The sequence below is a fragment of the Pseudomonas hefeiensis genome (assembly GCF_030687835.1).
Classification (GTDB): domain Bacteria; phylum Pseudomonadota; class Gammaproteobacteria; order Pseudomonadales; family Pseudomonadaceae; genus Aquipseudomonas; species Aquipseudomonas hefeiensis.
This window is the reverse complement of sequence record NZ_CP117449.1, coordinates 4497696-4524066: the sequence shown is the minus strand read 5'-3', so window position 1 is coordinate 4524066 and position 26371 is coordinate 4497696. Positions and strand designations below refer to the sequence as shown.

The following is a 26371-nucleotide window of genomic DNA, read 5'->3' as shown; positions in this document are numbered from 1 at the left end:
GGATCTGATGATGAATATGCCAATGAGCAAAACCGTCGTTGCCAAGGCGTCGGAGCAACCGAAAACCGCGATTTCGGCCCTGTGGCGGCCAGCGCTGGTGCAAGCTTTCGTCAAGCTCGACCCGCGCCAGTTGCACCGTGCCCCGGTGATGCTGGTGGTGGAACTGACCGCGATTCTCACCACCGTGCTGTGTTTCGTTCCGGACAGCAGCGTGCCGACCTTTGTTGCCGCACAAATTGCCCTGTGGCTGTGGTTCACGGTGCTGTTCGCCAACTTTGCCGAAGCCCTGGCCGAAGGGCGTGGCAAGGCTCGCGCAGACAGCCTCAAGGCCGGTAGCGAAGGCCTGAGCGCACGCCGCCAGACGGCCAGCGGCTTTGAGGTGATAGCCGCCACCCGCTTGCGAAAGGGCGACGTGGTACGCGTCGAGGCTGGGGAGATGATTCCTGGCGATGGCGAAGTGATCGAAGGCATCGCGGCCGTCAACGAGGCGGCGATTACCGGCGAATCGGCCCCGGTCATCCGCGAGTCCGGCGGCGATCGTTCGGCTGTCACCGGCAACACGCGCCTGGTCTCCGACTGGCTGCTGGTGCGCGTCACCAGTAACCCCGGCGAATCCACCCTGGACCGCATGATCGCCCTCGTCGAAGGCGCCAAGCGGCAGAAGACGCCCAACGAAGTGGCGCTGGATATTTTGCTGATCGGCCTGACGCTGATCTTCCTGCTGGTGGTGGTAACGCTGCAGCCGTTCGCGCATTTCGCCAACGGTAATTTGCCGCTGGTGTTTCTGGTGGCGCTGCTGGTGACGTTGATTCCCACCACCATCGGCGGGCTGTTGTCGGCCATCGGCATCGCCGGGATGGATCGGCTGGTGCGCCTGAACGTGATCGCCAAGTCCGGTCGCGCGGTGGAAGCGGCGGGGGACGTGCATGTGCTGATGCTGGACAAGACCGGCACCATCACCTTCGGCAATCGTCGCTGTGCCGCGGTTCACGCCGCGCCCGGTGTGAGCGTCAAGGAGCTGACCGAAGGTGCGTTATTCGCGTCGTTGGCCGACGACACGGCGGAGGGCAAGTCCATCGTCGAGTACCTGCGGGGTTTGCATTCGCAACCCGAGCCGGGCGCCGAACTGCTGACTGCTGTGCCGTTCAGTGCCGAAACCCGATTGTCCGGTGTCGACTATCAGGGCCGGGTGTACCGCAAGGGCGCCGTGGATTCGCTGCTGAGTTTTATCGGCCTGTCGAAAAGCGAACTGCCACCGGCACTGGCGCGGGAGGTGGACAAGATCGCCCAGAGCGGCGGTACCCCTTTGCTGGTGTGCGTTGACGGCAGGCTGCTGGGGGCGATTCATCTGAAGGACGTGGTCAAGCCCGGTATCCGCGAGCGCTTTGCCGAGCTGCGCAAGTTGGGGATTCGCACGGTGATGGTCACCGGCGACAACCCGCTGACCGCCGCCGCCATTGCGGCCGAGGCCGGCGTTGATGACGTGCTGGCCGAGGCCACACCGGAGAAAAAACTGGCGCGCATCCGTCATGAGCAGAATGACGGTCGTCTGGTGGCGATGTGTGGTGACGGTGCCAACGATGCGCCGGCCCTGGCCCAGGCTGACGTCGGCATGGCGATGAACGACGGCACACAGGCGGCGCGAGAGGCGGCCAACATGGTCGATCTGGACAGCGATCCGACCAAGTTGCTGGACGTGGTGCAAATCGGTAAGGAACTGCTGGTGACCCGTGGGGCCTTGACGACGTTTTCCATCGCCAACGACATCGCCAAGTACTTCGCCATCCTGCCGGCGCTATTTGCCTCGATCTATCCACAACTGGGCGTGTTGAACGTGATGCACCTGAGCAGCCCGCAAAGCGCGATTCTGTCGGCCATTGTGTTCAACGCCTTGATCATTGTGGTGCTGATCCCGTTGGCGTTGCGTGGTGTGCGGGTGCAGGCCGCCAGCGCGGCGGCGCTGCTGCGGCGCAATCTGCTGATCTATGGCCTGGGGGGGATCGTGGTGCCGTTCGTGGGGATCAAGGCGATCGACATGTTGCTGACGGCGTTGGGGCTGGTTTGAGCGGATAACCAACGCTCACCTTCAACTTGTGGGAGCAAGGCTTGCCCGCGATGAACGATGGCGCGGTGTGGGTTCAGACCGAGGTGACTGCATCGCGAGCAAGCTTTGCTCCCACAAGGGGTTTGCACAGGTAATTTTTTCATTCAATTCGAGGATTTCTGGATGTTCACTCTGATACGCCCGGCCTTGAGCCTATTGCTTCTGATGACCCTGATCACCGGCGTTGCGTACCCCTTACTGGTTACGGGCGTGGCGCAAGTCGCCTTTCCCGCCCAGGCCAACGGCAGCCTGATCGTTGATGCCGGCGGCAAGGTCCGTGGCTCCCTGTTGATCGCCCAGGATTTCCAGGGCGATGCCTGGTTCCATCCGCGTCCATCGGCCGGCGCTTTCGCCACGGTGGCCAGCGGCGCCAGCAACTTTTCCCCGAGCAATCCGGCCCTGGCCGCACGGGTGATCGGTGACGCCCAGGCGTTGCAAGTGCCCGGTCAAGGCCCGGTGCCGTTGGCGCTGCTGACCACCTCGGGCAGCGGACTGGATCCCCACTTGCCACCGGCAGCGATTGCCTATCAACTGGCGCGTGTCGCCGCCGCACGCAATCTACCGGTATCGTCCGTGCAGCAACTGCTCGACGCTCACATCGAGCAACCGCTGGTGGGGCCGCCAGTGGTGAATGTGCTGGCGCTGAACCTGGCGCTGGAAAAACTCTAGACCTCTGTGGGAGTGGAGTGGGGCCTGCTCCCGCCGGCCGTTTGATCAACCTCTGAAAGAGAACCCCAACACATGAGCGACTCCGGCCGCGCCGACGCACTGTTAGCCAAGCTGCCCCGCACCGACCGTGGTCGGCTCAAGGTCTTCCTGGGGGCGTCGCCGGGTGTCGGCAAGACCTACGCCATGCTGCAGGCGGCCCACACGCAATTGCGCCAAGGTGTCAGGGTGGTCGCCGGCGTGGTGGAGACCCACGGCCGCAGTGAGACTGAAGCGCTGCTCGGCGGTCTGGTGCAGCAGCCGCTGGTGCGTTCGGAGTATCGCGGTGTGATGCTCGAGGAAATGGACCTTGATGGTCTGCTCGCGACTCGACCGGCCTTGGTGCTGGTGGACGAACTGGCCCACAGCAACGCGCCCGGCAGCCGACACGCCAAACGCTGGCAAGACATTCAGGAATTGCTGGCCGCCGGCATCGATGTCTACACCACCGTCAATGTCCAGCACCTGGAAAGTCTCAACGATCAGGTGCGCGGTATCACCGGCGTGCAAGTTCGCGAGACGCTGCCCGACTGGGTCCTGCAGGAGGCCGATGAACTGCTGTTGATCGACCTGCCACCGCGCGAACTGCTGGAGCGCCTGCGCGATGGCAAGGTGTATGTGCCGGAACAGGCGCGCGCAGCGATCGATGCATTTTTCAGCCAGACCAACCTCACTGCATTGCGTGAGCTGGCCATGCAAACCGCCGCGGCACAGGTGGACAACGATCTTGCCCAGGGCTACCGGCAACTGGGCCAGGCAGCTCCGGCGGTGCAGGGACGATTGTTGGTGGGGGTCGACGGTAATGACCAGGCCGAACGTCTGGTGCGCCATGCCAGTCGCGTCGCCCAGCGTCGGCACCTTCCTTGGAGCCTGGTACACGTAGACAACGGCAGCACGCGGGACGAAACATCGCGCCAGCGCCTGCAAAATGCCCAGCAACTGGCCGAGCGCCTTGGCGGGGAAATAGTGCTGCTACGGGCCGGTGAAGTCGCCAGGACCCTGATCCAGCACGCCACCGAACGTCGTGCCACGCTGGTGCTGGTGGGGCAGTCCAGGCCGCGACTGCGCCGGCGGCTGTTTGGTGGTGGCTTGGCTTCCCGCCTGCTGCGCGATACCAGGGGGCTGGAACTCAACGTGCTGGACCGCGATGAACAGCCCCCTGTGGCCCGCGTGCGTTCAAGCGCCGTCCTGAGCGGTTTCGACTACGTGTTGGCGCTGTTGGCGACGGCGGCGGCCAGTGCGCTGGCCTGGGGGGTCTCCGGGCTTCTGCCCTTGCCCAATATTTCCCTGGTGTTTCTGATGGCGGTGTTGCTGGTGGCGGTTCGTAGCAGCCTCGGCCCGGCGCTGGCCTGCGCCGCGCTGTCATTCCTGGCCTATGACTTTCTGTTCATCCCACCGAATTTTTCCTTCACCATCCAGCGTGAAGAAGACGTGCTCACCCTGGTGTTCTTCTTGCTCATGGCGGCCCTGACCGGCAACCTTGCGGCCCGCCAGCGACGACAGTTGCAGGCGCTGCGCGAGACCCAGCAGGAAACCGGCGAGCTGCTTGACCTGTCCCGCAAGCTGACCGCCGCGACTGACCGCCAGGCGGTGATCAGCGCCGCCGCGCAACACCTCAACGGCTGGCACGACCTGCAACTGTGCCTGCTCAACCGTGACGGCCAGGGCGGCTGGAAGGTTGAGACGGCTGAACCGTTGACCTTCACCGAAGCTGAGCGCGCGGCCGCCGATTGGGCTTGGCAACACGACCAACCGGCCGGCGCCGGTACCGGAACACTGCCGTCCGGGCGCTGGTGGTGGTGGCCGTTGTCGACAGAGGAGGGGCCACTGGCATTGCTGGGCGTGTGCCCGAAAGAAGACAAGCCGTTGAGTGGCCAGCGGCGTCGTCTGTTGGCGGCCCTCAGTCAGCCACTGGCGCAGGCCCTGGCTCGGGCGCAACTGGCCCAGGATCTGGAAGCGGCGCGCCTGCACGGTGAAACCGAGCAACTGCGCAGTGCGTTGTTGGCGTCGGTGTCCCACGATTTGCGCACGCCGCTGACCTCCATGCGCGGCAGTATCGACAGCCTGCTGGCGTTGGGCGAGGCGATCCCGCTGGCTGATCGCCGCGAACTGCTGGAAGGCACCCGCGATGAAGCCGAGCGCCTGGATCGCTACATCCAGAACCTGCTGGACATGACCCGCCTCGGCCACGGCGCCCTGAAGCTGGCGCGGGACTGGGTATCGCCGGGCGATATCGTCGGCAGCGCGTTGAACCGGTTGCGGGCGGTGCTGGCGCCGTTGGCGGTGGGCATCGAGGTGCCGGCCGAGTTGCCATTGTTGTACGTGCATGCGGCGCTGATCGAACAGGCGCTGGTGAATGTGCTGGAGAATGCCGCACGATTTTCCCCGGCTCACGGGCGTCTGCTGCTGAGCGCAGGGGCGACGGACAGCGAAGTTTTCTTCGCCGTGGCTGACGAGGGGCCCGGGATCCCTGAAGAAGAGCGCGAGAAAATCTTCGACATGTTCTACACCGCTGCGCGCGGGGATCGCGGCGGGCAGGGTACGGGGCTGGGGCTGGCGATCTGTCAGGGCATGGTCGGTGCCCATGGCGGGCGGATCAGCGTGGACACCGGCCTGGACGGGCGCGGTACCTGCATCACCCTGCACCTGCCATTACAGACACAACCGGGCCTGGACGATGAAGCCTGAGCGGCGCTGGGTTACTCTCTTTCCACCTGATTGCATTGAACGGACCTCATGAGCCAGACCGCAACCCTTTTGGTCATCGACGACGAACCGCAGATCCGCAAATTCCTGCGCATCAGCCTGACCTCCCAAGGCTACAAGGTGCTCGAAGCCGGCACCGGCACCGAAGGCCTGGCCCAGGCGGCGCTGAACAAACCCGATTTGCTGGTGCTCGACCTGGGCCTGCCGGACATGGACGGCCAGCAGGTGCTGCGCGAGTTTCGCCAATGGTCCACGGTGCCGGTGCTGGTGCTTTCGGTACGGGCCAGCGAAGCGCAGAAGGTCGAGGCGCTGGACAACGGCGCTAATGATTACCTGACCAAGCCGTTCGGTATCCAGGAGTTCCTGGCGCGCATTCGTGCCCTGCTGCGTCAGGCCCCGGCGGGCGAGGCGCGGGAAGCGGCGCTGACGTTCGGTCCGCTGACGGTCGACCTGGCTTATCGCCGGGTCCTGCTCGATGGCACCGAAGTGGCCCTGACCCGCAAGGAATACGCCGTGCTGGCGCAATTGGCGCGCCATCCTGGGCGGGTCATTACCCAGCAGCAATTGCTCAAGGATATTTGGGGCCCGACCCACACTGAAGACACTCATTACCTGCGGATCGTGGTCGGTCATTTGCGGCAAAAGCTGGCTGACGACCCGACCCGGCCCCGGTTCATTGCGACCGAGGCCGGGGTTGGGTATCGATTGTTGGGGGAGGGTGGTGTTTAACCACAAGGTTTCAAGCCAAGCGCTATTGTGGCGAGGGGATTTAGCGAAACGTCGCACCGCCCCGCTGGGGTGCGAAGCAGCCCCGAAAAAGGCATCAGACATGATTTTGTCTGACACACCGAGTGTTCAGGTTTTAGGGCTGCTTCGCACCCCAGCGGGGATAAATCCCCTCGCCACAGAGTTTAGTGTCACATTCAGTTCTGCTCATTCTCATAGCGATCCAGCGTGTCGCTGGCAATTTCCCGCCCAAGGGCGATCAGCTCCGGCGCCTTGTAGAACTCGAAAAACCGGCACACCCGTTTCGGCACGTTGATCAGCACATCCGGTGGATACCCGGCGATCTTGTACTGGGCCAGCGACGTTTGCATCACCTCGAAACTCTGGTTGATCAAATCCAGCAGCGAGGCCGGGCCGACGTTGTCGATGATGAACGATCCGGTCGCCGATTTCGGCGCACCTTCGGACTCCGGCGCGGCGGCGGGTTGTTGGCCTTCGGGCTCGGCGGATCCGAGCCAGGGGTTGATCTCGGCGGCCTCGGCTTTTAACGCCTCCTGTTCCAGTAGCAGTAACTGCTCGGCCTGCTTGCGACGAAACGGCAGGCGCGAACCCAGGGAACTGACGAGGGTGTCGAAGCGGCGCCTGAAAGCGGCGGGGCGCTGGATGACTGGCAGTCTGTATTGTTTCTGGTTGGTGGCGTTGAGGTTGACCGCGATGATCAGGTCGCAATGGCTCGACACCACCGGCACGATGGGCAACGGGTTGAGCAGGCCGCCATCGACCAGCATGCGGTTGCCTTGCATCACCGGGGTAAACAGGCTGGGAATCGCCGCCGAGGCGCGCATTGCCTGATGCAGGCAACCTTCCTGGAACCAGATTTCCTGCTGATTGGTCAGGTCGGTGGCCACGGCAGTGTAGGGAATGCGCAGGTCTTCGATATTGAGTTCGCCGACGATCTTTCGGATCTGCCCGAAGACTTTCTCGCCGCGAATCGCCCCCAGGCGAAAGCTGACGTCCACCAGCCGCAGCACATCCAGGTAATCCAGGCTTTCGATCCAGTTTCGGTAATCGTCGAGCTTGCCCGCGGCATAGATCCCGCCCACGACGGCACCCATGGAGCAACCGGCGATACAGGCAATGTCGTAGCCACGTCGTTCGATTTCTTCGATCACCCCGATATGGGCGTAGCCCCGGGCGCCACCCGAACCCAATACCAATGCGACACGTTTTGTCATGACCCGACCTCTTGTAAACAGACTTTAACAATGCACTCATCGACGGCTGGGCTCAATCGTTGTGGCGCAGGTGTCGTTTTTTGATACGCCGTGCCGGCATTTGCGTATGCTCACCCACACTTGAATTTACACGATCAGGCCTTGGCACTTTTTGCCGGCTGGACCGTCTTACCTGCACGACTGTTGACCTGACTTGAGGTGTAATTGATGAAAGCCCGGATTTGTCTGCCCCTGGTGGCATCCTTGATGGTGTTGACCCTGGCCGGTTGTGCCGGCAAGACCGCTTACCGCGACAGCTGTGGCAGTCAACTGGACAGCGCCTGGCGTGAACTGGACCTGGCCAAGGCCGAAGGTTTTGCCGGCACCGTGAGTTATTCCAAGGCCCTGTCGCTGTTGACCGGCGCCAAGACCCAGCAGCAGTTCGAGGCATTTGAGGGGTGCACCAAAAAAGCTGAGAAGGCCCGTTTCTACATCCGCGAATCCCGCGCCGGGCGTTAAAAACAGCGACAAGCCGTCAACTGCAAGCTACAAGGGAAGGGCAATGCCGCTCTCACTTGAAGCTTGCAGCTTGACCCTCGAAGCTGCGTACGGAGTACGTCCCCATGATTGATCGGCTGGTGGCCCGGATATTGGGCCTGGAAGTCCGGCTGCTGGCCTGTCAGGCCCGCCTCAATGCCCATACCGACAGTGAAGCCCTGCATGACTTGCGGACCACGGTTCGCCGTTTGCGTAGCCTGCTTCGTCCGTTGCGCGGTTTGCCCGGCGTCGAACAGCTGGAAACAGCGGCTTCGGCGGTGGGTACGTTGACCACGCCCTTACGTGACCGGGAAGTGCTGGCCGCTTACCTTGAACAGCACGGCAAGATCGAAGCCGCGCGGCGGCGCCAGGTACAAATGGCCGATGCATATCCCGCCGTTGCCGGCAGCCCGGAGCTGGCCCAACTGCTGATGGTGCTCGACGCCTTCCCGCGCTTCATTCGCGCGGCGCAACGTCAGGACCTGCTTAAAGGTCTGCGCAAACGCATCGAAAAGCGCCTGGACAAACAATGGAAAAAACTCGGCGAAGCCCTGCGCGATCCGGCTCATGACCGCCATCGTTTGCGGTTGCTGATCAAGCGCGTGCGCTACGCCATCGAAGCCTATCCCGAACTTGACCGCCTGCCCGAAGCGGCCATGCCACGGCTCAAGTCCGCCCAGGGCACACTGGGTGACTGGCACGATTGCTGGCAATGGCTGGCCAGGGCCAAGCAGGAAAGCGACTTGCAATCCTGCGTCCCGGTCTGGCTCAGCACCATGGAAAAAGCCGAGGCCAAGTCCGATAAAGTGCTCGATAAACTCGTTGCCAGTTGCTTCAAAAAATCCTGAGCCCTGTGTATTTTTCCTGTGGGAGCGGGCTTGCTCGCGAATGCGGTGGATCAGTCACACATAGATGAACTGACCCTCCGCATTCGCGAGCAAGCCCGCTCCTACATTTGGATTGGAGGTGGATTGGGACGCCGCGACCTATCTGTCAGTCTCTTTGGCCGGAATGAGTGCTGTGCCACCCGTCCGGGCTGGTTAAGATTCCTGCATCTTTTTCCCAGGTTCTCGAGGTTGTCATGCGCTTTTCCGATTTGATCGATGCCGTGCGTCGTCGGCCAGACGCCGTGACCATCGCGCCTGAGTGGGGGCAGGGGCGCGCCAGTTTTGGCGGGCTGGTGGCGGCGCTGCAATATGAAGCGATGCGTGCGCGGGTCCCGGCGGATCGCCCGGTGCGTTCGCTGGCGATCACCTTTGTCGGGCCGGTAGAGGCCGACGTGCCCGTCAGTTTCGAAGTCGATGTATTGCGTGAAGGCAAGGCGGTCAGTCAGGTATTGGGGCGAGCGGTACAGAACGGTCAGGTAGTGACCGTGGTACAAGGCAGCTTCGGCGCATCGCGCTCCTCCGTGGTGGCGGTGCAGGCCGACCCCGCGCCTGAGTTCAAAAGCGTGGAGCAATGCCAGGAGTTGCCCTACATCAAGGGCGGTACGCCGGAATTCATGCGTCACCTGGCGCTGTGCTGGAGTGTCGGTGGCTTGCCGTTTACCGGCAACAAATCCCGCAGCATGGGGGGCTGGGTGCGCTTGCGCGGTGATGTCAAAGAGGAGCCGCTGAACGAGGCACACATCCTGGCATTGGTCGATGCCTGGCCTCCGGCGCTGCTGCCCCATCTCACTCAAATGGCGCCGGGCAGTACGCTCACCTGGACCATTGAGTTCGTCCAGCCACTGCTGGAGCTCACGACACTGGACTGGTGTAAATACCTGGCCGAGATCGAGCATGCCCAGGACGGCTACGGCCATGTCGCCGCGAGGTTCTGGAGCGCTGATGGTCGTTTGATCGCCATGAGCCGGCAGACAGTGACCATTTTCGGCTAAGGCTTTTCATGACCGTGGCACTGCAACACGAGTGCTGCAATCATGCCGAGGGAGCCGATGGCGACGTTGGCCAGGCTCAGGCTGAACACCCCCGATACCATCAGCAAAAACGCGACGATGAACAGCGGTACGGCAATCTGGTGCAACACCGGATTGCTCGGGTGACCATGATGGTCAAGGCAGGTGCGCCATTGCCAGGCCGGGAAGTGGGGGTGACGTTTGCCCATGATGCTGATCCTTGAGTTCGCAAAACCGAATAACCCAAGCGTAAGCCCGACCGGGCAGCGCGACGAATCGCGGTTGGCTATCGACGTGATAGGTGGCCATAGCCTTTCACCGACGAACTGCTTTTTTGTGGGGAGGGGATTCATCCCCGCTGTGGGAGCAAGGCTTGCCCGCGATGAAGACGACGTGGTCTCCCTGGGGAGCGAGGCGCCTGTATCGCGGGCAAGCCTTGCTCCCACAGATAAACCCCAGGCCGCAAGAGTTCTGTCAGGCAGGTCAACGGGCGGCGGTGCCCTAAAGCCTGAGCTGCCCGATCGCCTTGTTCAGTTCCCCCGCCAACGTCGCCAGCTCATGGCTGGTGGTGGCCGAGTCCACCGTCTGGCGCACGGTGTTTTCAGTCACGTCACGAATACTCACGACCGCCCGGTTCATTTCCTCGGCAACCTGGCTTTGCTGTTCGGCCGCCACAGCGATCTGCGTGTTGCTCTCGCGCATCTGCGCCACCGCCCCGGTGATCTGCGCCAGCGCCTCACCGGCTTCCAGAGCCTGTTGCACGCATTCGTCGGCCTTGTAGGAGCTTTCCTGCATGAAATCCACCGCGTCCCGGGTTCCGGCCTGCAAGGCAGAGACCATGGTGGTGATTTCATCCGTGGAGGTCTGCACTCGTTTTGCCAGGTTACGCACTTCGTCGGCGACCACCGCAAACCCTCGACCCATTTCCCCGGCTCGCGCTGCCTCAATGGCCGCGTTGAGGGCCAGTAGATTGGTTTGTTCGGCGATGCTGTGGATCACGCTGACCACGCTGTTGATCTTCTGGCTGTCCTCGGCCAGGCGCTGGATCATTTCGGCGGTCTGCTGCACCCCGCAGGAGAGTCCGGTAATGGACTGTTGCACCCGGCTGACCACTTCGCGGCCATTGCCGGCCAGGGTATCGGCGGTTTTCGACAGGTCGCGGGTGGCGCCGGCATGCTGGGCGATGTGATAAACCGTGGCGGACATCTCGTTGATCGCCGTGGCCGCCTGATCGGTTTCGCTTTGCTGGCCGAGCATACCGTGGCGAACATCGTTCATGCTCGAGGCCAGGCGTGCTGCACCGCTGTCCAGTTGCCGGGCAGTGCTGGCAACGGTGTCAACCACACGTTGATATCCAGCTTGCATGGCGTTGAACGCCGCGGCCATCTGGCCTACCTCGTCCTTGCAGGCCAGGGGTACGCGGGCGGACAGGTCACCGGTTTTCTCCACGTGCAACATCACATCCTTCAGGGTATTGAGCTGGCTGAGCAGAAACCGGATTAGCAACTGCGATGCGCCCAGCATGGCCAGCATCAGCACGAACACCGCCACGGCGTAATGGCTGAAGCGTTCCCCGAACACCTGGCTCAGGCTTGCGCCCTGGGCCAGCACCGCGAGCTGTTGGCCGTCACCGCCACGGATCACTTCGGCGCCCAGCAGTGGATTGTCGCCCAACAGGGGGCTGGCCGAGAGTGCTACCCAGCCGCCGGCCTCTGCCAGGGAGGGTAATGATTGATCGTTGAACGTGGGGATCTGGCCGCGCTGGAATGCCAGCAGGTGGTCGGCCTTGGGCAATGGCTGCCCGGCGGGCCAGGCAGCCAGCAATCGCGCCTGGGCCTGGGCGTTCGTCTGGGCCGCATGGTTGCGCGCCTGTTGTTCGAGTTGTACCGCGTAGAGTACGAGCAGCAGGGTCGTGACAAAGGCGACCGCATTGACCGCCCAGAATTTGTATTTCAGTGAGATATTGCTAAGCCAGGCACCCATGGAAGGTCTTCTCTGATAGCGGAAACAGTTTTGGCAAGGTGCCATTATTCTGCCGCTATCCAAGGCTTGGGGTGTTGATATGGGTCAACAGACAACGCCACCCCCTGTGGGAGCGGGCTTGCTCGCGAATGCGGCGGGTCAGTTCATACATGTGCGACTGATCCACCGCATTCGCGAGCAAGCCCGCTCCCACAGGGGATGCGTGTTTAATCGGAAATGATGGGCAACCCGAAAAACGCGCGGGCACAGGCGCTGCTATGGGCGGCCAGGTCTTCCTGGCTTTCGCCTCGGTGCAAGGCGACTTCGCGCAATGTTTCGGTCAGGTAGGCCGGTTCGTTGCGGCCATTTTTGGGTTTTGGGCGCAGCGTGCGAGGCAACAGGTACGGTGCATCGCTTTCAAGCATCAAGCGATTGCGAGGTATTTCCCGCACCAATGGATGCAGATGTGTCCCCCGGCGCTCATCGCAGATCCAGCCTGTGATGCCTATATGCAAGTCCAGGTCGAGATAGGCGAACAGGGCCTTTTTTTCACCGGTAAAGCAGTGCACCACCGCTGCGGGCAATTGGTCGCGAAACTCCCGCAGGATTTCCAGCAGCCGCTGATCGGCATCACGTTCGTGAAGGAAGACCGGCAATTGCAACTCCACCGCCAGGGCGAGGTGTTCTTCCAGGACTTTTTCCTGCTGCGGGCGCGGGGAGAAGTCCCGGTTGAAATCCAGCCCGCATTCACCCACTGCGCGGACGCGGTCTTGCGTCAGCAGGTCTTTGAGGTGCCTGGCGCTATCGGCGTTCCAGTCGCTGGCGCTATGAGGGTGAATACCAGCGGTGGAAAATAGCCGCTCGCCGGTGTCGTCGAGGCGCTGGCATAACTCAAGCGCCTGTTCGCTACCCTCGACGCTGGTACCGGTCAAGACCAGTTGGCAGACACCGGCTGCATAGGCGCGCTCAAGCACCGCCTGGTGTTTGTCGGCAAAACTGGGGTTGGTCAGGTTGACGCCGATATCGATGAGTTGCATGGTGCTACCTCGACCCAAAGGCCGCAAAGCATATCAGAGCTGTAGATTTATAAGAAAAGCCAAGAACTACAACGAGTTGAGGCTGTCTGTTGAGGCCATCAGACCGGTCGGGTTGGTATAAACGCCACCACTGTGCCAGTCTTTCGCACTTTTCAGCGCCTCAGGTGCTCTGTTTCTGTCGACCCCAGCTTCGATACTTCAAGGCTGCGGGCCGCAGTATCCTTTCGGAGAGTGGATGACACGTCCCCAAGTGTTATTGCTGCTGTGTTGTTCGCTGTTGCTGCCGATGCCGGCCGAGGCGCGGCTGCCCGGGCCGGTACAGGTGGTAGCGCCGACGACGGTGCGCGACCTTGCGCAAATCCGCAGCAGCCGGGTCCTGAAGGTACTGGTCAACCAGAGCCGCAACAGCTCAGGCGAAGTCAAGGGGCAACCCATTGGCGTCGAATATCATCGGTTACGTGCCTTCGAGCAATACCTCAACGGCCACGCTCGGGATGACCAGAAAATCACCCTCAAAATCATTCCCAAGGCTAAGGACCAACTGCTGGGCGCCTTGCAGCGCGGAGAGGGCGACCTGGTCGCGCCCGGTGAGTTGCTCGAGCCCCAGGCAGGCCATTCGGTCAGCGCCAGCCATCCGATTCGCACCGACGTGCCGTTGCTTCTGGTGGGAGCCAAGGGCCAGCGGCGCTACACGCGCGTAGAGCAACTGTCGGGCAAGACCCTGGCGTTGCCCAACGGTAGCGCCGCGGGGGAGGCCCTGGGGCAGATCAACCAGAAGCTGGCGCTGCGTAAACTGCCGCCGGTGAAGATCGAGTGGGTCGACCCGACCCTGGCGGTAGAAGATGTGCTGGAAATGGTTCAGGCCGGGATTTTCCACCTGACCATCGTCGAGCAGCCCATCGCCGAACGCTGGAGCAAGCTCCTGCCCAAGCTGCGTTTCGACCGGCAGGTGCTCATTGGCGAACCGGCAGACGAATATTGGTTTGTCCGCCGTGACGCCGCCATGCTGCGAGCGAGCATCAACCGATTCCTGACGACCTATAAGGCGCCCTCTAATCAGGACGCCGCGTTTCTGCGCATTTATCGCCGCTTGTACCGGGTTCACAATCCGCTGGCCCGTGCCAATCGCCAGCGTCTTGAAAAATTGCGTCCTGTGCTGCAAAAGCATGCTGCGGCCCAGGGCATGGATTGGCTCAACCTGGCGGCGCTGGCCTTCAAGGAGTCCTCCCTTCAACCCAACGCCCGCAGCGGCAGCGGCCCGACCGGTCTGATGCAGATTACCCCGTCGGCAGCCCGGCGGGTCGGGGTCCACAACATCCAGAACCTGGACGCCAACGTGCAGGCCGGCGCCAAGTACCTGGCCATGATCCGCCGCAAGTTTTTTGCCAGCCCCAAGCTCAACGAGCGCGAGCGGATGGCCTTCGTCCTGGCCGCCTACAACATGGGGCCTGAGCGGGTCCAAGGCATGCGTGCCGAGGCCAGGCGGCGGGGGCTGAACCCCAATCAGTGGTTCTTCCAGGTTGAACGCATCGCCATGGAGCAGGTGGGAATGGGCGCGGTAAGCTACGTTAATAGTGTGAACAAATATTATCTGGCGTTTGATCGTGAACGGGAGTCGCTAGAACCCAGGGAGCAAAAGGTTGTTGTACGTAAATGATCGAGTAAATTGATTGGTATCACGGATTTTTTCCGCTTTTATCATGCATTTTGTTGATTAATATAGCGGCCAACCCACTTATCCCAAGGAATGAACCTAATGAGCACTTTCATCAACAAAGTACTGTTTACCCAAGCTGGCTATGGCCTGACTGTCCTGCGCATCGTTGTCGGGATCATCTTCACCGCCCACGGCTCACAGAAACTCTTCGGCCTGTTCGGTGGCTACGGCTTGACGGGGACAGCGCAGTGGATGGAAAGCATCGGCCTGACTCCCGGTTACCTGATGGCGACACTGGCCGGCGGCACCGAGTTTTTCGCCGGGCTGGCATTGATCATCGGCCTGTTGGCCCGTCCAGCGGCGTTGGGACTGGCCTTCCTGTCGCTGGTGGCGATTTTCTCCGTGCACATTGGCAACGGGCTGTTCATGGCCAACAACGGTTATGAGTTTGCCCTGGCGTTGCTGGCAGGCAGCGTTGCGGTGCTGATCGAAGGTGCGGGCAAGCTGTCGGTCGACCAGGCCATTGCTCGCTGATTGCACACCTGAATCATTGAAGGCCCGTCTGGAACGGGCCTTTTTTGTGCGCGCAGATTCTTGACACTGGCCGGTCAGCTTCTCTAGGATGCCGCTCATGCGCCGATTTAAACAGCTACTTGCGGGGCGCCAGGTGACTCATTCAGTCACCGATAGAAGCCGGTCACACAGGGCTTCGAAATACCGCTAAAGCGCTGGTTCGGTGTTGCCTCTCACCTGCCATGCAGACTTTTGAGGCAGAGACACGACACGATGAACGCATCCAGCCCCCTTGTACGTCTTGCGCCGATCACGGCGAACCTTCTGCAACGCAATCCAAAAATCCTCCTGGGTGGTACTCACCAGCCAACGCTGTTGCGCTATCTCGACGGCTGGCCGCGACGCAAGCACGGGCCTGCGGCGTTCCTTATTCAGTTTGTCGAAGACGGTGAGTCCCTGGCGCGTTTTGCCAACGACAGTTTCGATCTGGCCGTTATCCAGTCCCCGAGTGCGACGCACGCCAGCGAAATGATCCGGCAATTGACCCGCGTGGCCCGACAGGGGCTGATTACTCGGCGTTGAGGTGAGCCGGGCAGTTGGCAGCATGCAGTTTTGCACAATGAGGCTGCGGGCCGACCCCTCAGACGTTCAGAGTAATGACTTGGTTTTTCGGGCCTGGGTCGCTGAAGCTTTATATGTATTCAATGTGCGTGACATATAAAAGTTGTTCGCCGGCGGGCGTTTGAACCTTGATCTCAGCATCCAGCGCTTTGCCGATCAACGCCCGCGCCAACGGCGAGTCGATGCTGATGAGGTTCTTCTTCAGGTCCAGTTCGTCGGGGCCGACGATGCGATAGCGAGACTCTTTGCCGTCCTCATCTTCAACCGTGACCCAGGCGCCGAAATACACTTTGTTTGGGTCACTGGGTTTTTCACTGACCACCTTGAGGGCTTCCAGGCGCTTGGTGAGGAAACGCACGCGGCTGTCGATTTCCCGCAGCATTTTTTTGCCATAGGTGTATTCGGCATTTTCCGAGCGATCCCCCTGGGCCGCCGCCTCGCTGACCGCCTGGGTCACCTGAGGACGGCGCACATGCCACAGCTCATGAAATTCGGCGCGCATCCGCGCCTCGCCCTCGGGGGTGATCAGCGCGGTGCCGGCGGTGCGGGGTGGGCGATAACGGCTCATGGCAACTTCTTGTGGTGGCGAAGCCGGGAGTCTATCAACCCTCGCGCAAGACTGTCAGCGGGCTGGCATTGAGGGCTCGACGCGTGCCGAACACACCGGCGGCCCCGATCAATAATGCTCCGACCAAAGGCAGTACCAGCAGCCATGGATGCGGATGCCAGGGCAGGTCGAACGCGTAACGGTAAAGCACCAGGCTCACCAGTTCCGAACCCAGGGCCGCGAGCAAGCCACTGACCGCTCCCAGCAGGCCGAACTCGATGCGCCGGGCTTTGACCAACAAGGTTCGTTCGGCACCCAGTGCGCGGAGCAGCGCACCCTGATGGATCCGTTCATCGAGGGTGGCTTGCAGGCCGGAGAACAGCACGGCCATTCCCGCAGCCAGTACAAACAGCAACACATATTCCACGGCCAGGGTCACCTGGGCCAGGATGCTGCGCAACTGTTCGAGCAGGGCTTCGACTTGCAGGATCGTCACCGCCGGGAAGGCCCGGGACAGGTCGACAATCTGCTGGTCGTGGCCCGCCGCCAGATAGAAGCTGGTGAGATAGGTGGCCGGTAGATCCTTCAGTGTGCCGGGTTGGAAGATCATGAAAAAGTTAGGCTGGAAGTTGTCCCAGTTGATCTCTCGCAAGCTGGTGACCTTCGCCTCGCGATTGACGCCGCCCACGTTGAAAACCAGACGGTCCCCCAGTTGGATCTTGAGGTTCTCGGCCACCTTGTCTTCTACCGAAACGCCCGGAATATCGTCCGGTGGCTGCTGTGGCCACCAGGTCCCGGCCGTGACGACGTTGCCCGCCGGCAGGTCCGCAGCCCAGGTCAGGCTCAGGTCGCGCTGCAGGGCCCGGTCTCCGGCCGAGTCCTTGGTGACAAACTCCTTGGCCGGCTCGCCGTTGATACTGATCAGGCGTCCCGGGACCACGGGGTAGAGGGGAGCCGATTGTGCTGACAATTCCAGCAACTTGTCGGTGAAGGCCTGCTTGTCGTTGGGCAGGATGTTCAGGGCGAAATAGTTCGGAGCGTTTTTCGGCAACTGGTTTTGCCAGGTGTCCAGCAGCTCGCCGCGCAAGAGGGCGATCAGCGCCATGGACAACAGAATCAGGCCGAATGCCAACGCCTGGCCGGCCGCCGCCAACGGGTGGCGCAGTAGCTGGCCCAGGCCAAGCCGCCAGGGCAACGAGGCGCGGGCCAGCATCCTGCGCAGGCTCTGGAGCAGCAGCAACAGCAGGCCGCCGAGCACCAACGCTGCGATGACGCCACCGCCAAGCAGGGCGAAGGTCAGGACCAGGTCCAGGCTCAAGCGCCACATGATCAGGCCAAGGGCACCCAGGGCGGCCCCATAGACCACCCAGGTGCTGGAAGGAATCGGCAGCATGTCCCGGCGCAAAACGCGCAAGGGAGGGACCCGTCCCAATGCAGCCAGTGGGGGCAGGGCGAAGCCCGCCAACGCCACCATTCCGGTGCCGATTCCGGCAATGGCCGGCAGCAGGCCACCCGGCGGGACGGTGGTGGGTAACAGGTCATGCAGCAGTGCAAACAGTCCCAGTTGGGCGACCCAGCCGAGCAAGGCACCGCTGAGGCTGGCCAGCAGACCCAGCACGGTCAATTGCAGGCTGAACAGCACCATGGTTTCCCGGCGTGACAACCCCAGGCAGCGCAGCAGTGCGCTGGCATCAAAACGTCGGGTGGCAAAGCGGTTGGCCGAAAGAGCGACGGCGACGCCGGACAGCAGCACTGCCACCAGGCTGGCCATGTTCAGGTACCGTTCGGCTTTGCCCAGGGCGCCACCGATCTGCCGGTTGCCATCGCGTGCATCCTGCAGACGCTGGTTGGGCTCCAGGCCCGGCTTGATCAGGTCGCGGTAGGTTTGCAGCGCTGGCGCCGGGCCGCGCCACAGGTCGCGATAACTGACGCGGCTGCCGGGCTGCACGACGCCGGTAGCGTCCAGATCCTTGAGGTTGATCATGACCCGGGGCGTGAGGCTATAGAAATTGCCGGCGCGATCCGGTTCGTAGGTCAACACACGGCTCAGGCGCAGTGGCTGGTTGCCGACGTCGATGCTGTCGCCAATTTTCAGGTCCAGTGCTGTCAGCAGCCGTGCTTCGACCCAGGCCTCGCCAGGGTTCGGTCGTCCGCCGGTTTCTTCCGGGGCGAACGGGGCGGGGGCGCTTTTCAGTTCGCCGCGCAGGGGGTAGATGTCATCGACGGCCTTGACGCTGGAAAGCTGAATGCCATTGTCGGTGGCCACGACGCTGGAGAACTCCACCACCCGGGCATGTTCGAGGCCCAGATCGATGCCACCGCGAATCTGTTCGGGGCGGGCAGGCGAGCTGCCTTCGAGCAGCAGGTCGGCGCCAAGGAATTCGGTGGCGCGCATCATCATCGCGCCGTTGAGGCGGGCGCCGAAGTAGCCGATGGCGGTACTCGCTGCCACCGCCACCAGTAGGGCGAAGAACAGCACGCGCAACTCGCCGGCGCGGGCGTCGCGCAGCAATTGACGGACAGCGAGACTGAACAGGCGCAACAGCGGCAAGCGTGCCATCAAGGCTCCAGGGGGGCGACCATCTGGCCGGCTTCAAGTCGAATCAGGCGCCGGCAACGATGGGCCAGGCGTTCGTCATGGGTGACCAGCACCAGGGTCGTGCCGCTTTCCTTGTTCAATTCGAACAGAAGATCGCTGATGCGCTCACCGGTGTGGCTGTCGAGGTTGCCAGTGGGTTCGTCGGCAAACAGCACGTCCGGCTCAGCCGCAAAAGCACGGGCAATCGCCACGCGTTGCTGCTCGCCGCCGGAGAGCTGGCGGGGCGAGTGGGTCAGGCGCTGGCCCAGGCCGACCCGCTGCAGCAATTCCGTGGCGCGTTCGCGGGCATCCTGGCGACCGTCAAGCTCCAACGGCAGCATGACGTTTTCCAGCGCATTGAGGCTGTCGAGCAACTGGAACGACTGGAAGACAAAGCCGACATGCTCGGCGCGGATCCGCGCCCGCTGGTCTTCATCCAGGACGCTGAGGGCTTGACCTGCCAGAGTCACTTCACCGCTGCTGGGCAGGTCGAGGCCGGCCAGCAGGCCCAGGAGGGTGGATTTGCCGGAACCGGATGCGCCGACGATGGCCAGGCTGTCGCCCTTGTTCAGTTCCAGGCTGAGTTCGTGCAGGATAGTCAGTTCACCTTCCGCGCTGGGAACCACTTTGCTAAGGTCCTTCGCGGTGAGAATGCTTGAGCCCATGGAGAATCCGATGCGTGTGTGGTTTTTGAGTGCCGGCCTGGCCTTGATGTGCATGGCCCAGAACGCAGCGGCGGGTACAGTCCTGATCGTTGGCGATAGTATCAGCGCCGCTTTCGGCCTGGATACCCGGCAAGGCTGGGTATCCTTGCTCGAACAACGGCTCAAGGCCGAAGGTTTCGACGACAAAGTGGTCAATGCTTCTATCAGTGGCGACACCAGTGCAGGGGGCCAGGCGCGGCTGCCTGCGCTGCTTGCAGCCCATAAGCCGGACCTGGTGATCCTGGAGCTGGGGGGTAACGATGGCTTGCGCGGACAGCCACCCACGCAATTGCAACAAAACCTTGCAGCGATGATCGACAGCTCCCGCGCCAGTGGTGCCAAGGTGCTGCTGCTGGGCATGCAGTTGCCGCCCAATTATGGGCGGCGCTACACCGATGCCTTCGCCCGGGTCTACAGCACCCTGGCCGAAGAGAAAAAAGTACCGCTGGTGCCGTTTTTCCTTCAGGACGTTGGCGGTGTTCCGGGAATGATGCAGGGCGATGGCTTGCACCCGTCCGTCGCGGCCCAGGGCAAGTTGCTGGAAAATGTCTGGCCGACGCTAAAACCGCTGCTTTGACGCTTTTCTACAGGCGGTCTTTCGGCTAATGTGGCGCCCCCGATTTGGAGCCCCCGATGCCGCGTCCCGCCTGGTCCCTGTTTGCCTACCAACTGATCGAGCCTGACGAACAGCTGGACCTGTTCGCCTGCCAGGAAGTGCGGGTGCATCTGGTGACCCGGCAACTGGAACTCGGCGGCTCGGCCGACCGCACCCTGTGCGGCAGCCTGCTGCCGGCCCAGCCGCGCTGGTCGGCCGTTGATCGCAAGATATTCCAGGATCATCGCCTGTGTTCATTGTGCCGAGCGATCCTGGAGTCCCAGAAGCGCGGCACCTCGCCGATCTGGCCGGAACTGCGGTTCGAGTTGTAATCCCCCAATTCAAGGTATTGCCTTTGTGGGAGCGGGCTTGCTCGCGAAGGCGGCACATTCGTAATCAATGCAAGCAGACCCGCCGCTTTCGCGAGCAAGCCCGCTCCCACAGAGTTTCTTGGGTCTCTGGAAATGCTACGCATCGGACACCTCATTGCCTCTCTCCCCGAAATAACGGGGGGCGGTGTACAATCATAATCTTCATACCCTCTGTTCGACCTGCAAAGGATTTCCCGGATGTTGCTGCGCTTGCCTGCCGTCACCCGCTGCCTGTCTCTTGCCGCCCTGTGCATGGCTGGTCCCGTTGCCGCTCTGGAGCTGCCTTTGCCACCGCCAGGCGAAGACATTGTCGGCCAGGTGCAGGTCATCAAGGCCAAATACGAAGACACCTTCGCCGACCTGGGCACTACCTACGACCTGGGCTACACCGAGATGGTTGCCGCCAACCCCGGCGTCGACCCCTGGTTGCCGGGCGCGGGCACCGAGGTCGTGCTGCCGACCCGTTTCATCCTGCCGCCTGGCCCGCGTGAAGGCATCGTGATCAACCTCGCCGAGTACCGCCTCTATTACTTCCCCAAGGGCCGGGACGTGGTCTACACCTTCCCGCTGGGCATTGGTCGTGAAGGTTGGGGATCTCCAATCGCCCACACCAGCATCATTGCCAAGACTCCTAACCCGACCTGGACTCCGCCGGCCTCGATCAAGGCCGAGCATGCCGCCGACGGTGATCCGTTGCCGAACGTGGTGCCGGCCGGTCCCGATAACCCCTTGGGTCCGTTCAAGTTCACCCTGGGCACTCCGGGTTACCTGATCCATGGTTCGAACAAGAAATTCGGCATCGGCATGCGCACCAGCCACGGTTGTTTCCGCATGTTCAACAACAATGTGCTGCAGATGGCCGGCATGGTGCCAGTGGGCACTTCGGTACGGATCATCAACGATCCCTACAAGCTGGGTGTGAGCGGCGGCAAGGTTTATCTGGAAGCCCATACACCGCTGGACGACAACGGCAACCCGTCGGTGGTGGACAAGCACACCGCGGTGATCAACACGATGCTCAAGCGTGAAGACATCACCAGCAACCTGCGCATGGACTGGGATGTGGTGCGTGACGTGGTGGCTGCCGAAGACGGTTTGCCGGTCGAGATCGCCGTTCCGAATACTTCGACACCCATGGTCTCGAGCGCACCGATCGATCTGCAACAGTAAAACCTGCAATAGAAACTCGCCGGCGTTTCGCGATGTCGGCGGGTTTTTTATTGCCTGGGGAAACGCCAGGCAATAAAAAAGCCGACCCAAAAAATGGGTCGGCTCGATAACAATCCCGGGGGACTATTACTTGCGGCTAGCTTTTTCCAGCATGCGCAGAGCACGCTCGTTAGCTTCGTCAGCAGTCTGTTGTGCTTTTTGAGCAGCAGCCAGAGCTTCATCAGCTTTACGGTAAGCTTCGTCTGCACGAGCTTGGGCGCGAGCTGCTGAGTCTTCGGTAGCAGTCAGACGTGCTTCGGTTTCTTTCGATGCGCTGCTGCAACCGGTAGCCAGAACTGCGGCCAGGGCCAGAGCAGAGAATTTCAGAACGTTGTTCATCGTGTTCCCCTTCAAGGACTTTCTATTAAGTGACTGTCTCCTCACAGTGAGGAGTTAGCCGGCGTACATACTACCCATTACTTGTAGTAAGTAAACTGACGTAGCGCAAGAAGCAAAAAAATTGTAGGCGGTGATTCTTTTTCGAGCAACTTTTTGGGGTGTTGTTTAAAAAATATGCAACCGCAAGCCCATGGCTGGAGCACAAGAAGGACGAAAAGTTCCGCCCCATGAGAACTTTTCCCCAGCCCCGTTATCGTCGTTGTTTATTGATTCGTCTACACTTTTGAGCGTTTTTTGCTCAGTGGGTCGGGTATCTTTATTGGTGTTGGCGGTGACTTTAATAACCGGCGCTCGTCTCACGACTCAACAACTGGCGATGTTCAGCTATTGCGCCTTGGCCGACTAGCGCGTGACGGTGGCGCTCAATCGATAAACCCGACCGGGTTTTACCCCCGTTGACGGGCGTGCCTTGAGCATTTGCGTCATTGGTGCCTACTATTCACGACGTGCTCGGGGTTGAGCGGTGGGTGTTGGCGCTCGGTGACCAGACAGGCACGGGGTGGCGTAGATGTTCCTTCGCCGGAAAAACATCGGTAAGGTAGGGGTCAGCATTCAGACCCGCGAGGAGTAGTGATGAGCGAGGCGTTGTCCATCCACCATGACCAGGCTGGTCATCAGTTCGAGACCAATGTGGACGGTCATCGTGCCTATCTGACCTATATGGACCTGGGCAAACAGACCCTGGATATCTATCGCACCTTCGTGCCCAACGCCTTGCGCGGTCGCGGCATTGCGGCGGCACTGACCGAAAGGGCGCTGCAATACGCCGACGAAATGGGCTACACGGTGATCCCGTCATGCTCCTATGTGGAACGCTACATGGAGCGTCATCAGCGCCACGCGGCCAAGCTCTGATTCAACGGATACCCCAAAAAAACGCCGGGCTGAAAAGCCCGGCGTTTTTTTATGCCTTGAGGAGAGCAAAGATCGCAGGCTTCGTCAGCTCTTACGCATAGCCGGCGTAGGAGCTGTCGAGTGCAACGAGGCTGCGATCCTTTTAGCCGCGCTGACGTTTAGGCAACACGTCCTTGAGCTTGGCGTGCATGCTGCGCAGGGTGTTCTCGGTTGCGCTCCAGTCAATGCAGGCATCGGTGATGGACACGCCGTACTGCAAGTCCGCCAGATCCTTGGGGATCGCCTGGCAGCCCCAGTTCAGATGGCTTTCGACCATCAGACCGATAATCGACTGGTTGCCTTCCAGGATCTGGTTGGCCACATTTTCCATCACCAGCGGTTGCAGCGCCGGATCCTTGTTGGAGTTGGCGTGACTGCAGTCGACCATGATGTTCGGCTTGATCTTGGCCTTGTTCAGCGCCTGTTCACACAGCGCGACGCTGACCGAGTCGTAGTTCGGCTTGCCGTTGCCACCGCGCAACACCACGTGACCATAGGCGTTGCCCTTGGTGGTGACGATCGACACGCCGCCTTCCTGGTTGATGCCCAGGAAGCGGTGAGGGCTGGAAACCGATTGCAGGGCGTTGATTGCCACGGTGAGACCACCGTCGGTGCCGTTCTTGAAGCCTACGGCCGAGGACAGGCCCGAAGCCATTTCACGGTGAGTCTGGGATTCGGTGGTCCGTGCACCGATGGCCGACCAACTGATCAGGTCCTGCAAGTACTGCGGGGAGATCGGGTCCAGGGCTTCGGTAGCGGTGGGCAGGCCCATTTCGGCGAGGTCCAGCAGCAATTGGCGACCGATGTGCAGGCCGTCCTGGATCTTGAAGGAGTCGTCCAGGTACGGGTCGTTGATCAGGCCTTTCCAGCCGACGGTGGTGCGCGGCTTTTCGAAATACACCCGCATCACCAGGTACAGGGTGTCGGAGACTTCCGCCGCCAGCACTTTCAGGCGTTCGGCATATTCGTGGGCGGCCTTGATGTCATGGATCGAGCAGGGCCCGATGACCACGAACAGGCGATGGTCGGTGCCGTCGAGAATATTGCGAATGACTTCCCGGCCCTTGGTCACGGTGCGCAGTGCAGCGTCGCTCAAGGGGATATCGCGCTTGAGCTGGTCAGGCGTGATGAGGGTCTCGTTGGAGGCGACGTTTAGGTCATTGATCGGTAAATCAGCCATCGTGTTACTCGTCAGGTCACGGGTGCCGGCCGCCAGCGATCCCCGCGCGGCGGTGCACAGCGGATTTAAGCGCGTCGGGGAGCCGAACCTTAGCGCGTTACGAGGTTGCTCGACAATGGGCAGGCACGGGTTTAATTGTCCCGAGGAGCTTGTTCGCGCTTGAGTATGCTGTGCTCACAAAAGGGCCTGCTGCGCTCGAAGGTGGAACGGCCTGGCGGGAGCAAGCCCCCCGCCACGTTGGCCGGCTCCTATGTAATGATGCGCATGGGCTGTTTTACCAGAGGAGTGGCAATCATGCAGGCAGGCGTTAAACCGCGGATCGGGATAATCGGCACCGGTGCGATCGGCGGGTTCTATGGGGTGATGCTGGCTCGGGCCGGTTTTGACGTGCACTTTTTACTGCGCAGTGAATTTGGGCCGGTGGCCGAGGGCGGTTTGCGAGTCGACAGCGCGGTTCACGGCGCGCTGACGCTCAACCCGGTCCAGGCGTATCGTTCAGCAGCCGACATGCCACCCTGCGACTGGCTATTGGTCGGGGCCAAGACCACCAGCAATGCCGACCTGGCCCCGGCGATCATCCAGGCCGCCGCTGAGGGGGCGAAAGTCCTGTTGCTGCAGAATGGCCTTGATGTTGAAGACGACCTTCGACCGTTGCTGCCTGATTCACTGCACCTGCTGGGCGGTCTGTGCCTGATCTGTGTACATCGCGTCGCTCCTGGCGTCATCGCCCACCAGGCCCTGGGTGCAGTCAACATCGGTTACCACAGTGGTCCTTGCCGCGATCAGGCTGAACGCATGGCGATTGTCGAGCAGGGGGCAGGACTGTTCCGTACCGCCGGTGTGGACTCCCAGGCCATGCCCGACCTGCAGCAGGCGCGCTGGCAGAAACTGGTGTGGAACGTGCCGTACAACGGCCTTTCGGTTCTGCTCGATGCCAGTACCACGCCGTTGATGGCCGATGGTGACAGCCGGGGGTTGATCCAGGCTCTGATGGGGGAGGTGGTGCGTGGCGCTCAGGCTTGCGGCCACCACATTGCGCCGGGCTACGCCGAATATCTGTTTGCGATGACCGAAAAAATGCCCGACTACTGGCCGAGTATGTATCACGATTACTCCCACCAGCGCGCGCTGGAGCTGGAGGCTATTTACAGCCGACCATTGGCGGCAGCAAAAAGGGCCGGTTGTGAGCTGCCGAAAATCGAAGCCTTGTATCAGGCGTTGGCATATATAGACCGACGAAACCGCTGATTGGGCGAAAGGGGAGCGACATGGCAAACAACATCGACGACAAACTGGTGCTGGCGATTTCATCGCGTGCGCTGTTCGATCTGAGTGAAAGTCACAAGGTGTACCTGTCGGGCGGTGTCGAGGCCTACCGGCAATATCAGATTGAGCATGAGGATGAAGTCCTCGAACCCGGCGACGCCTTCGCTCTCGTACAAAAGCTGCTGAGTCTCAACGAGCACCTGGGGCGTGCGCGGGTCGAGGTGGTTCTGGTGTCGCGCAACAGCGCCGACACCGGCCTGCGAGTGTTCAACTCGATTCATCATTATGGGCTGGCGATTTCCCGCGCGGCGTTCGTCGGCGGTCGCAGTCCTTACCCTTATTTGAAGGCGTTCGGCTGTGATCTTTTTCTGTCCACCCACGCTGAAGATGTGCGCAGTGCCCTGGACGCCGGATTTGCTGCTGCGACCATTCTGTCGGGTGGTGCCAGCCGCGCCGCGAGCGAGGAACTGCGCATCGCTTTCGACGGCGATGCGGTGCTGTTTTCCGACGAGTCCGAGCGTGTCTATCAGAGCGGTGGCCTGGCTGCGTTCCAGGCCAGCGAGCGGCAGGCGGCCCGTGAGCCGCTGCGAGGCGGGCCGTTCAAGGGGTTTCTGGCGGCACTCAATGCATTGCAACGCGAGTTCCCCGAAGACGCCTGTCCGATTCGCACGGCGTTGGTCACTGCCCGTTCGGCACCGGCCCACGAGCGCGTCATTCGTACGCTGCGCGAATGGGATATTCGTCTGGATGAGTCGCTGTTTCTCGGTGGCCTGACCAAATCGGCGTTTCTCGAAGCCTTCGCCGCCGACGTCTTTTTCGACGACCAGACCGGCCACTGCGAGCTGGCTCGCGAAGTGGTCGCCACCGGTCATGTGCCTCACGGCATCAGTAATGAAGTGAAGCTCTAACTGCCCGTTGTTTGGGACGTTACGCTAGACGTCGTACTCCT

At 61.6% G+C, this 26371-nt stretch carries 24 protein-coding genes and 1 pseudogene; 16 read left to right on the top strand and 9 right to left on the bottom strand.

Going from position 1 to position 26371, the window contains the following annotated elements:
- Nucleotides 1-10 precede the first annotated feature (10 nt).
- The 4 genes from kdpB to PSH57_RS20255 all read left to right on the top strand — a co-directional run bounded on the left by kdpB (nt 11) and on the right by PSH57_RS20255 (nt 6244).
- Nucleotides 11-2065, top strand: a complete 2055-nt coding sequence (gene kdpB / locus PSH57_RS20270) for a potassium-transporting ATPase subunit KdpB (protein ID WP_305385108.1) — start codon at nt 11-13, stop codon at nt 2063-2065.
- 162 nt (nt 2066-2227) lie between these two features.
- Nucleotides 2228-2773 carry a potassium-transporting ATPase subunit KdpC gene (kdpC, locus tag PSH57_RS20265; protein WP_305385107.1) on the top strand — a complete coding sequence of 182 codons (546 nt, stop codon included), beginning with the start codon at nt 2228-2230 and terminating at the stop codon, nt 2771-2773.
- 72 nt (nt 2774-2845) lie between these two features.
- A complete protein-coding gene (locus tag PSH57_RS20260) occupies nt 2846-5497 on the top strand; it encodes a sensor histidine kinase (protein ID WP_305385106.1) in 2652 nt (883 codons plus the stop codon).
- A gap of 48 nt (nt 5498-5545) precedes the next feature.
- On the top strand, nt 5546-6244 hold the full coding sequence (locus PSH57_RS20255) for a response regulator (RefSeq protein WP_305444718.1): 699 nt from the start codon (nt 5546-5548) through the stop codon (nt 6242-6244).
- Nucleotides 6245-6438: 194 nt separating this feature from the next.
- Here the strand turns inward: PSH57_RS20255 and PSH57_RS20250 are convergent, their stop codons facing one another.
- A complete protein-coding gene (locus tag PSH57_RS20250) occupies nt 6439-7476 on the bottom strand; it encodes a patatin-like phospholipase family protein (RefSeq protein ID WP_305385103.1) in 1038 nt (345 codons plus the stop codon).
- A 207-nt stretch (nt 7477-7683) separates the two neighbouring features.
- On the opposite strand from PSH57_RS20250, the gene PSH57_RS20245 reads away from it, so the two are divergent.
- The 3 genes from PSH57_RS20245 (at nt 7684) to PSH57_RS20235 (ending at nt 9871) form a co-directional block, all read left to right on the top strand.
- Nucleotides 7684-7974, top strand: a complete 291-nt coding sequence (locus tag PSH57_RS20245; RefSeq protein ID WP_305385102.1) for a hypothetical protein — start codon at nt 7684-7686, stop codon at nt 7972-7974.
- Nucleotides 7975-8078: 104 nt separating this feature from the next.
- Nucleotides 8079-8840, top strand: coding sequence for a CHAD domain-containing protein (locus PSH57_RS20240; RefSeq protein WP_305385101.1), 762 nt, complete (start codon nt 8079-8081; stop codon nt 8838-8840).
- A gap of 233 nt (nt 8841-9073) precedes the next feature.
- Complete coding sequence (locus PSH57_RS20235) at nt 9074-9871, top strand: acyl-CoA thioesterase (RefSeq protein WP_305385100.1); 798 nt, start codon at nt 9074-9076, stop codon at nt 9869-9871.
- Between the two features lie 8 nt (nt 9872-9879).
- On the opposite strand, the pseudogene PSH57_RS20230 reads toward PSH57_RS20235, so the two are convergent.
- The 3 genes and pseudogenes from PSH57_RS20230 to PSH57_RS20220 form a co-directional block, all read right to left on the bottom strand.
- Nucleotides 9880-10098, bottom strand: a pseudogene (locus PSH57_RS20230) (terminase); the annotation flags it as partial.
- Nucleotides 10099-10390: 292 nt separating this feature from the next.
- The gene (locus tag PSH57_RS20225; RefSeq protein WP_305385098.1) at nt 10391-11872 is read right to left on the bottom strand and encodes a methyl-accepting chemotaxis protein; all 1482 of its coding nucleotides are present in this window, start codon (nt 11870-11872) and stop codon (nt 10391-10393) included.
- Nucleotides 11873-12078: 206 nt separating this feature from the next.
- Complete coding sequence (locus PSH57_RS20220; protein WP_305385097.1) at nt 12079-12888, bottom strand: TatD family hydrolase; 810 nt, start codon at nt 12886-12888, stop codon at nt 12079-12081.
- Nucleotides 12889-13123: 235 nt separating this feature from the next.
- Here PSH57_RS20220 and PSH57_RS20215 point away from each other — a divergent pair, with 235 nt between their 5' ends.
- The 3 genes from PSH57_RS20215 (at nt 13124) to PSH57_RS20205 (ending at nt 15640) form a co-directional block, all read left to right on the top strand.
- A complete protein-coding gene (locus PSH57_RS20215) occupies nt 13124-14545 on the top strand; it encodes an MltF family protein (RefSeq protein WP_305385096.1) in 1422 nt (473 codons plus the stop codon).
- Nucleotides 14546-14644: 99 nt separating this feature from the next.
- Nucleotides 14645-15079: a DoxX family protein gene (locus PSH57_RS20210; protein WP_305385095.1), complete on the top strand. Its 435-nt coding sequence runs from the start codon at nt 14645-14647 to the stop codon at nt 15077-15079.
- A gap of 252 nt (nt 15080-15331) precedes the next feature.
- Nucleotides 15332-15640, top strand: a complete 309-nt coding sequence (locus PSH57_RS20205) for a class I SAM-dependent methyltransferase (RefSeq protein WP_305385094.1) — start codon at nt 15332-15334, stop codon at nt 15638-15640.
- 109 nt (nt 15641-15749) lie between these two features.
- Here PSH57_RS20205 and greB read toward each other — a convergent pair whose 3' ends face one another.
- The 3 genes from greB to PSH57_RS20190 are packed head-to-tail and all read right to left on the bottom strand — an operon-like array spanning nt 15750 to nt 19469.
- Nucleotides 15750-16247, bottom strand: a complete 498-nt coding sequence (gene greB / locus PSH57_RS20200; protein WP_047226347.1) for a transcription elongation factor GreB — start codon at nt 16245-16247, stop codon at nt 15750-15752.
- Between the two features lie 34 nt (nt 16248-16281).
- A complete protein-coding gene (locus tag PSH57_RS20195) occupies nt 16282-18786 on the bottom strand; it encodes an ABC transporter permease (protein ID WP_305416029.1) in 2505 nt (834 codons plus the stop codon).
- The gene (locus PSH57_RS20190) at nt 18786-19469 is read right to left on the bottom strand and encodes an ABC transporter ATP-binding protein (protein WP_092397715.1); all 684 of its coding nucleotides are present in this window, start codon (nt 19467-19469) and stop codon (nt 18786-18788) included. Before PSH57_RS20190 ends, PSH57_RS20195 begins: the two co-directional genes overlap by 1 nt.
- A gap of 10 nt (nt 19470-19479) precedes the next feature.
- Here PSH57_RS20190 and PSH57_RS20185 point away from each other — a divergent pair, with 10 nt between their 5' ends.
- From PSH57_RS20185 to PSH57_RS20175, 3 genes are all read left to right on the top strand, one after another.
- Nucleotides 19480-20085: an arylesterase gene (locus PSH57_RS20185; protein WP_256231417.1), complete on the top strand. Its 606-nt coding sequence runs from the start codon at nt 19480-19482 to the stop codon at nt 20083-20085.
- A 56-nt stretch (nt 20086-20141) separates the two neighbouring features.
- The gene (locus tag PSH57_RS20180; protein ID WP_047226351.1) at nt 20142-20435 is read left to right on the top strand and encodes a hypothetical protein; all 294 of its coding nucleotides are present in this window, start codon (nt 20142-20144) and stop codon (nt 20433-20435) included.
- A gap of 237 nt (nt 20436-20672) precedes the next feature.
- Complete coding sequence (locus PSH57_RS20175) at nt 20673-21644, top strand: L,D-transpeptidase family protein (protein ID WP_305385092.1); 972 nt, start codon at nt 20673-20675, stop codon at nt 21642-21644.
- 126 nt (nt 21645-21770) lie between these two features.
- Here the strand turns inward: PSH57_RS20175 and oprI are convergent, their stop codons facing one another.
- Nucleotides 21771-22022: an outer membrane lipoprotei OprI gene (gene oprI / locus PSH57_RS20170; protein WP_256231415.1), complete on the bottom strand. Its 252-nt coding sequence runs from the start codon at nt 22020-22022 to the stop codon at nt 21771-21773.
- Between the two features lie 633 nt (nt 22023-22655).
- Here oprI and PSH57_RS20165 point away from each other — a divergent pair.
- Entirely contained in the window at nt 22656-22937 is a 282-nt protein-coding gene (locus PSH57_RS20165; protein WP_047226353.1) for a GNAT family N-acetyltransferase, read from the top strand.
- A gap of 142 nt (nt 22938-23079) precedes the next feature.
- Here PSH57_RS20165 and PSH57_RS20160 read toward each other — a convergent pair whose 3' ends face one another.
- Nucleotides 23080-24156 (bottom strand): 3-deoxy-7-phosphoheptulonate synthase, encoded by a 1077-nt coding sequence (locus PSH57_RS20160; RefSeq protein ID WP_003199364.1) that lies wholly within the window; start codon nt 24154-24156, stop codon nt 23080-23082.
- Between the two features lie 294 nt (nt 24157-24450).
- Here PSH57_RS20160 and PSH57_RS20155 point away from each other — a divergent pair, with 294 nt between their 5' ends.
- Nucleotides 24451-25404, top strand: coding sequence for a putative 2-dehydropantoate 2-reductase (locus PSH57_RS20155; protein ID WP_305385089.1), 954 nt, complete (start codon nt 24451-24453; stop codon nt 25402-25404).
- A gap of 20 nt (nt 25405-25424) precedes the next feature.
- A complete protein-coding gene (locus PSH57_RS20150; RefSeq protein WP_305385088.1) occupies nt 25425-26330 on the top strand; it encodes a 5'-nucleotidase in 906 nt (301 codons plus the stop codon).
- The last annotated feature ends 41 nt before the right edge of the window (nt 26331-26371 follow it).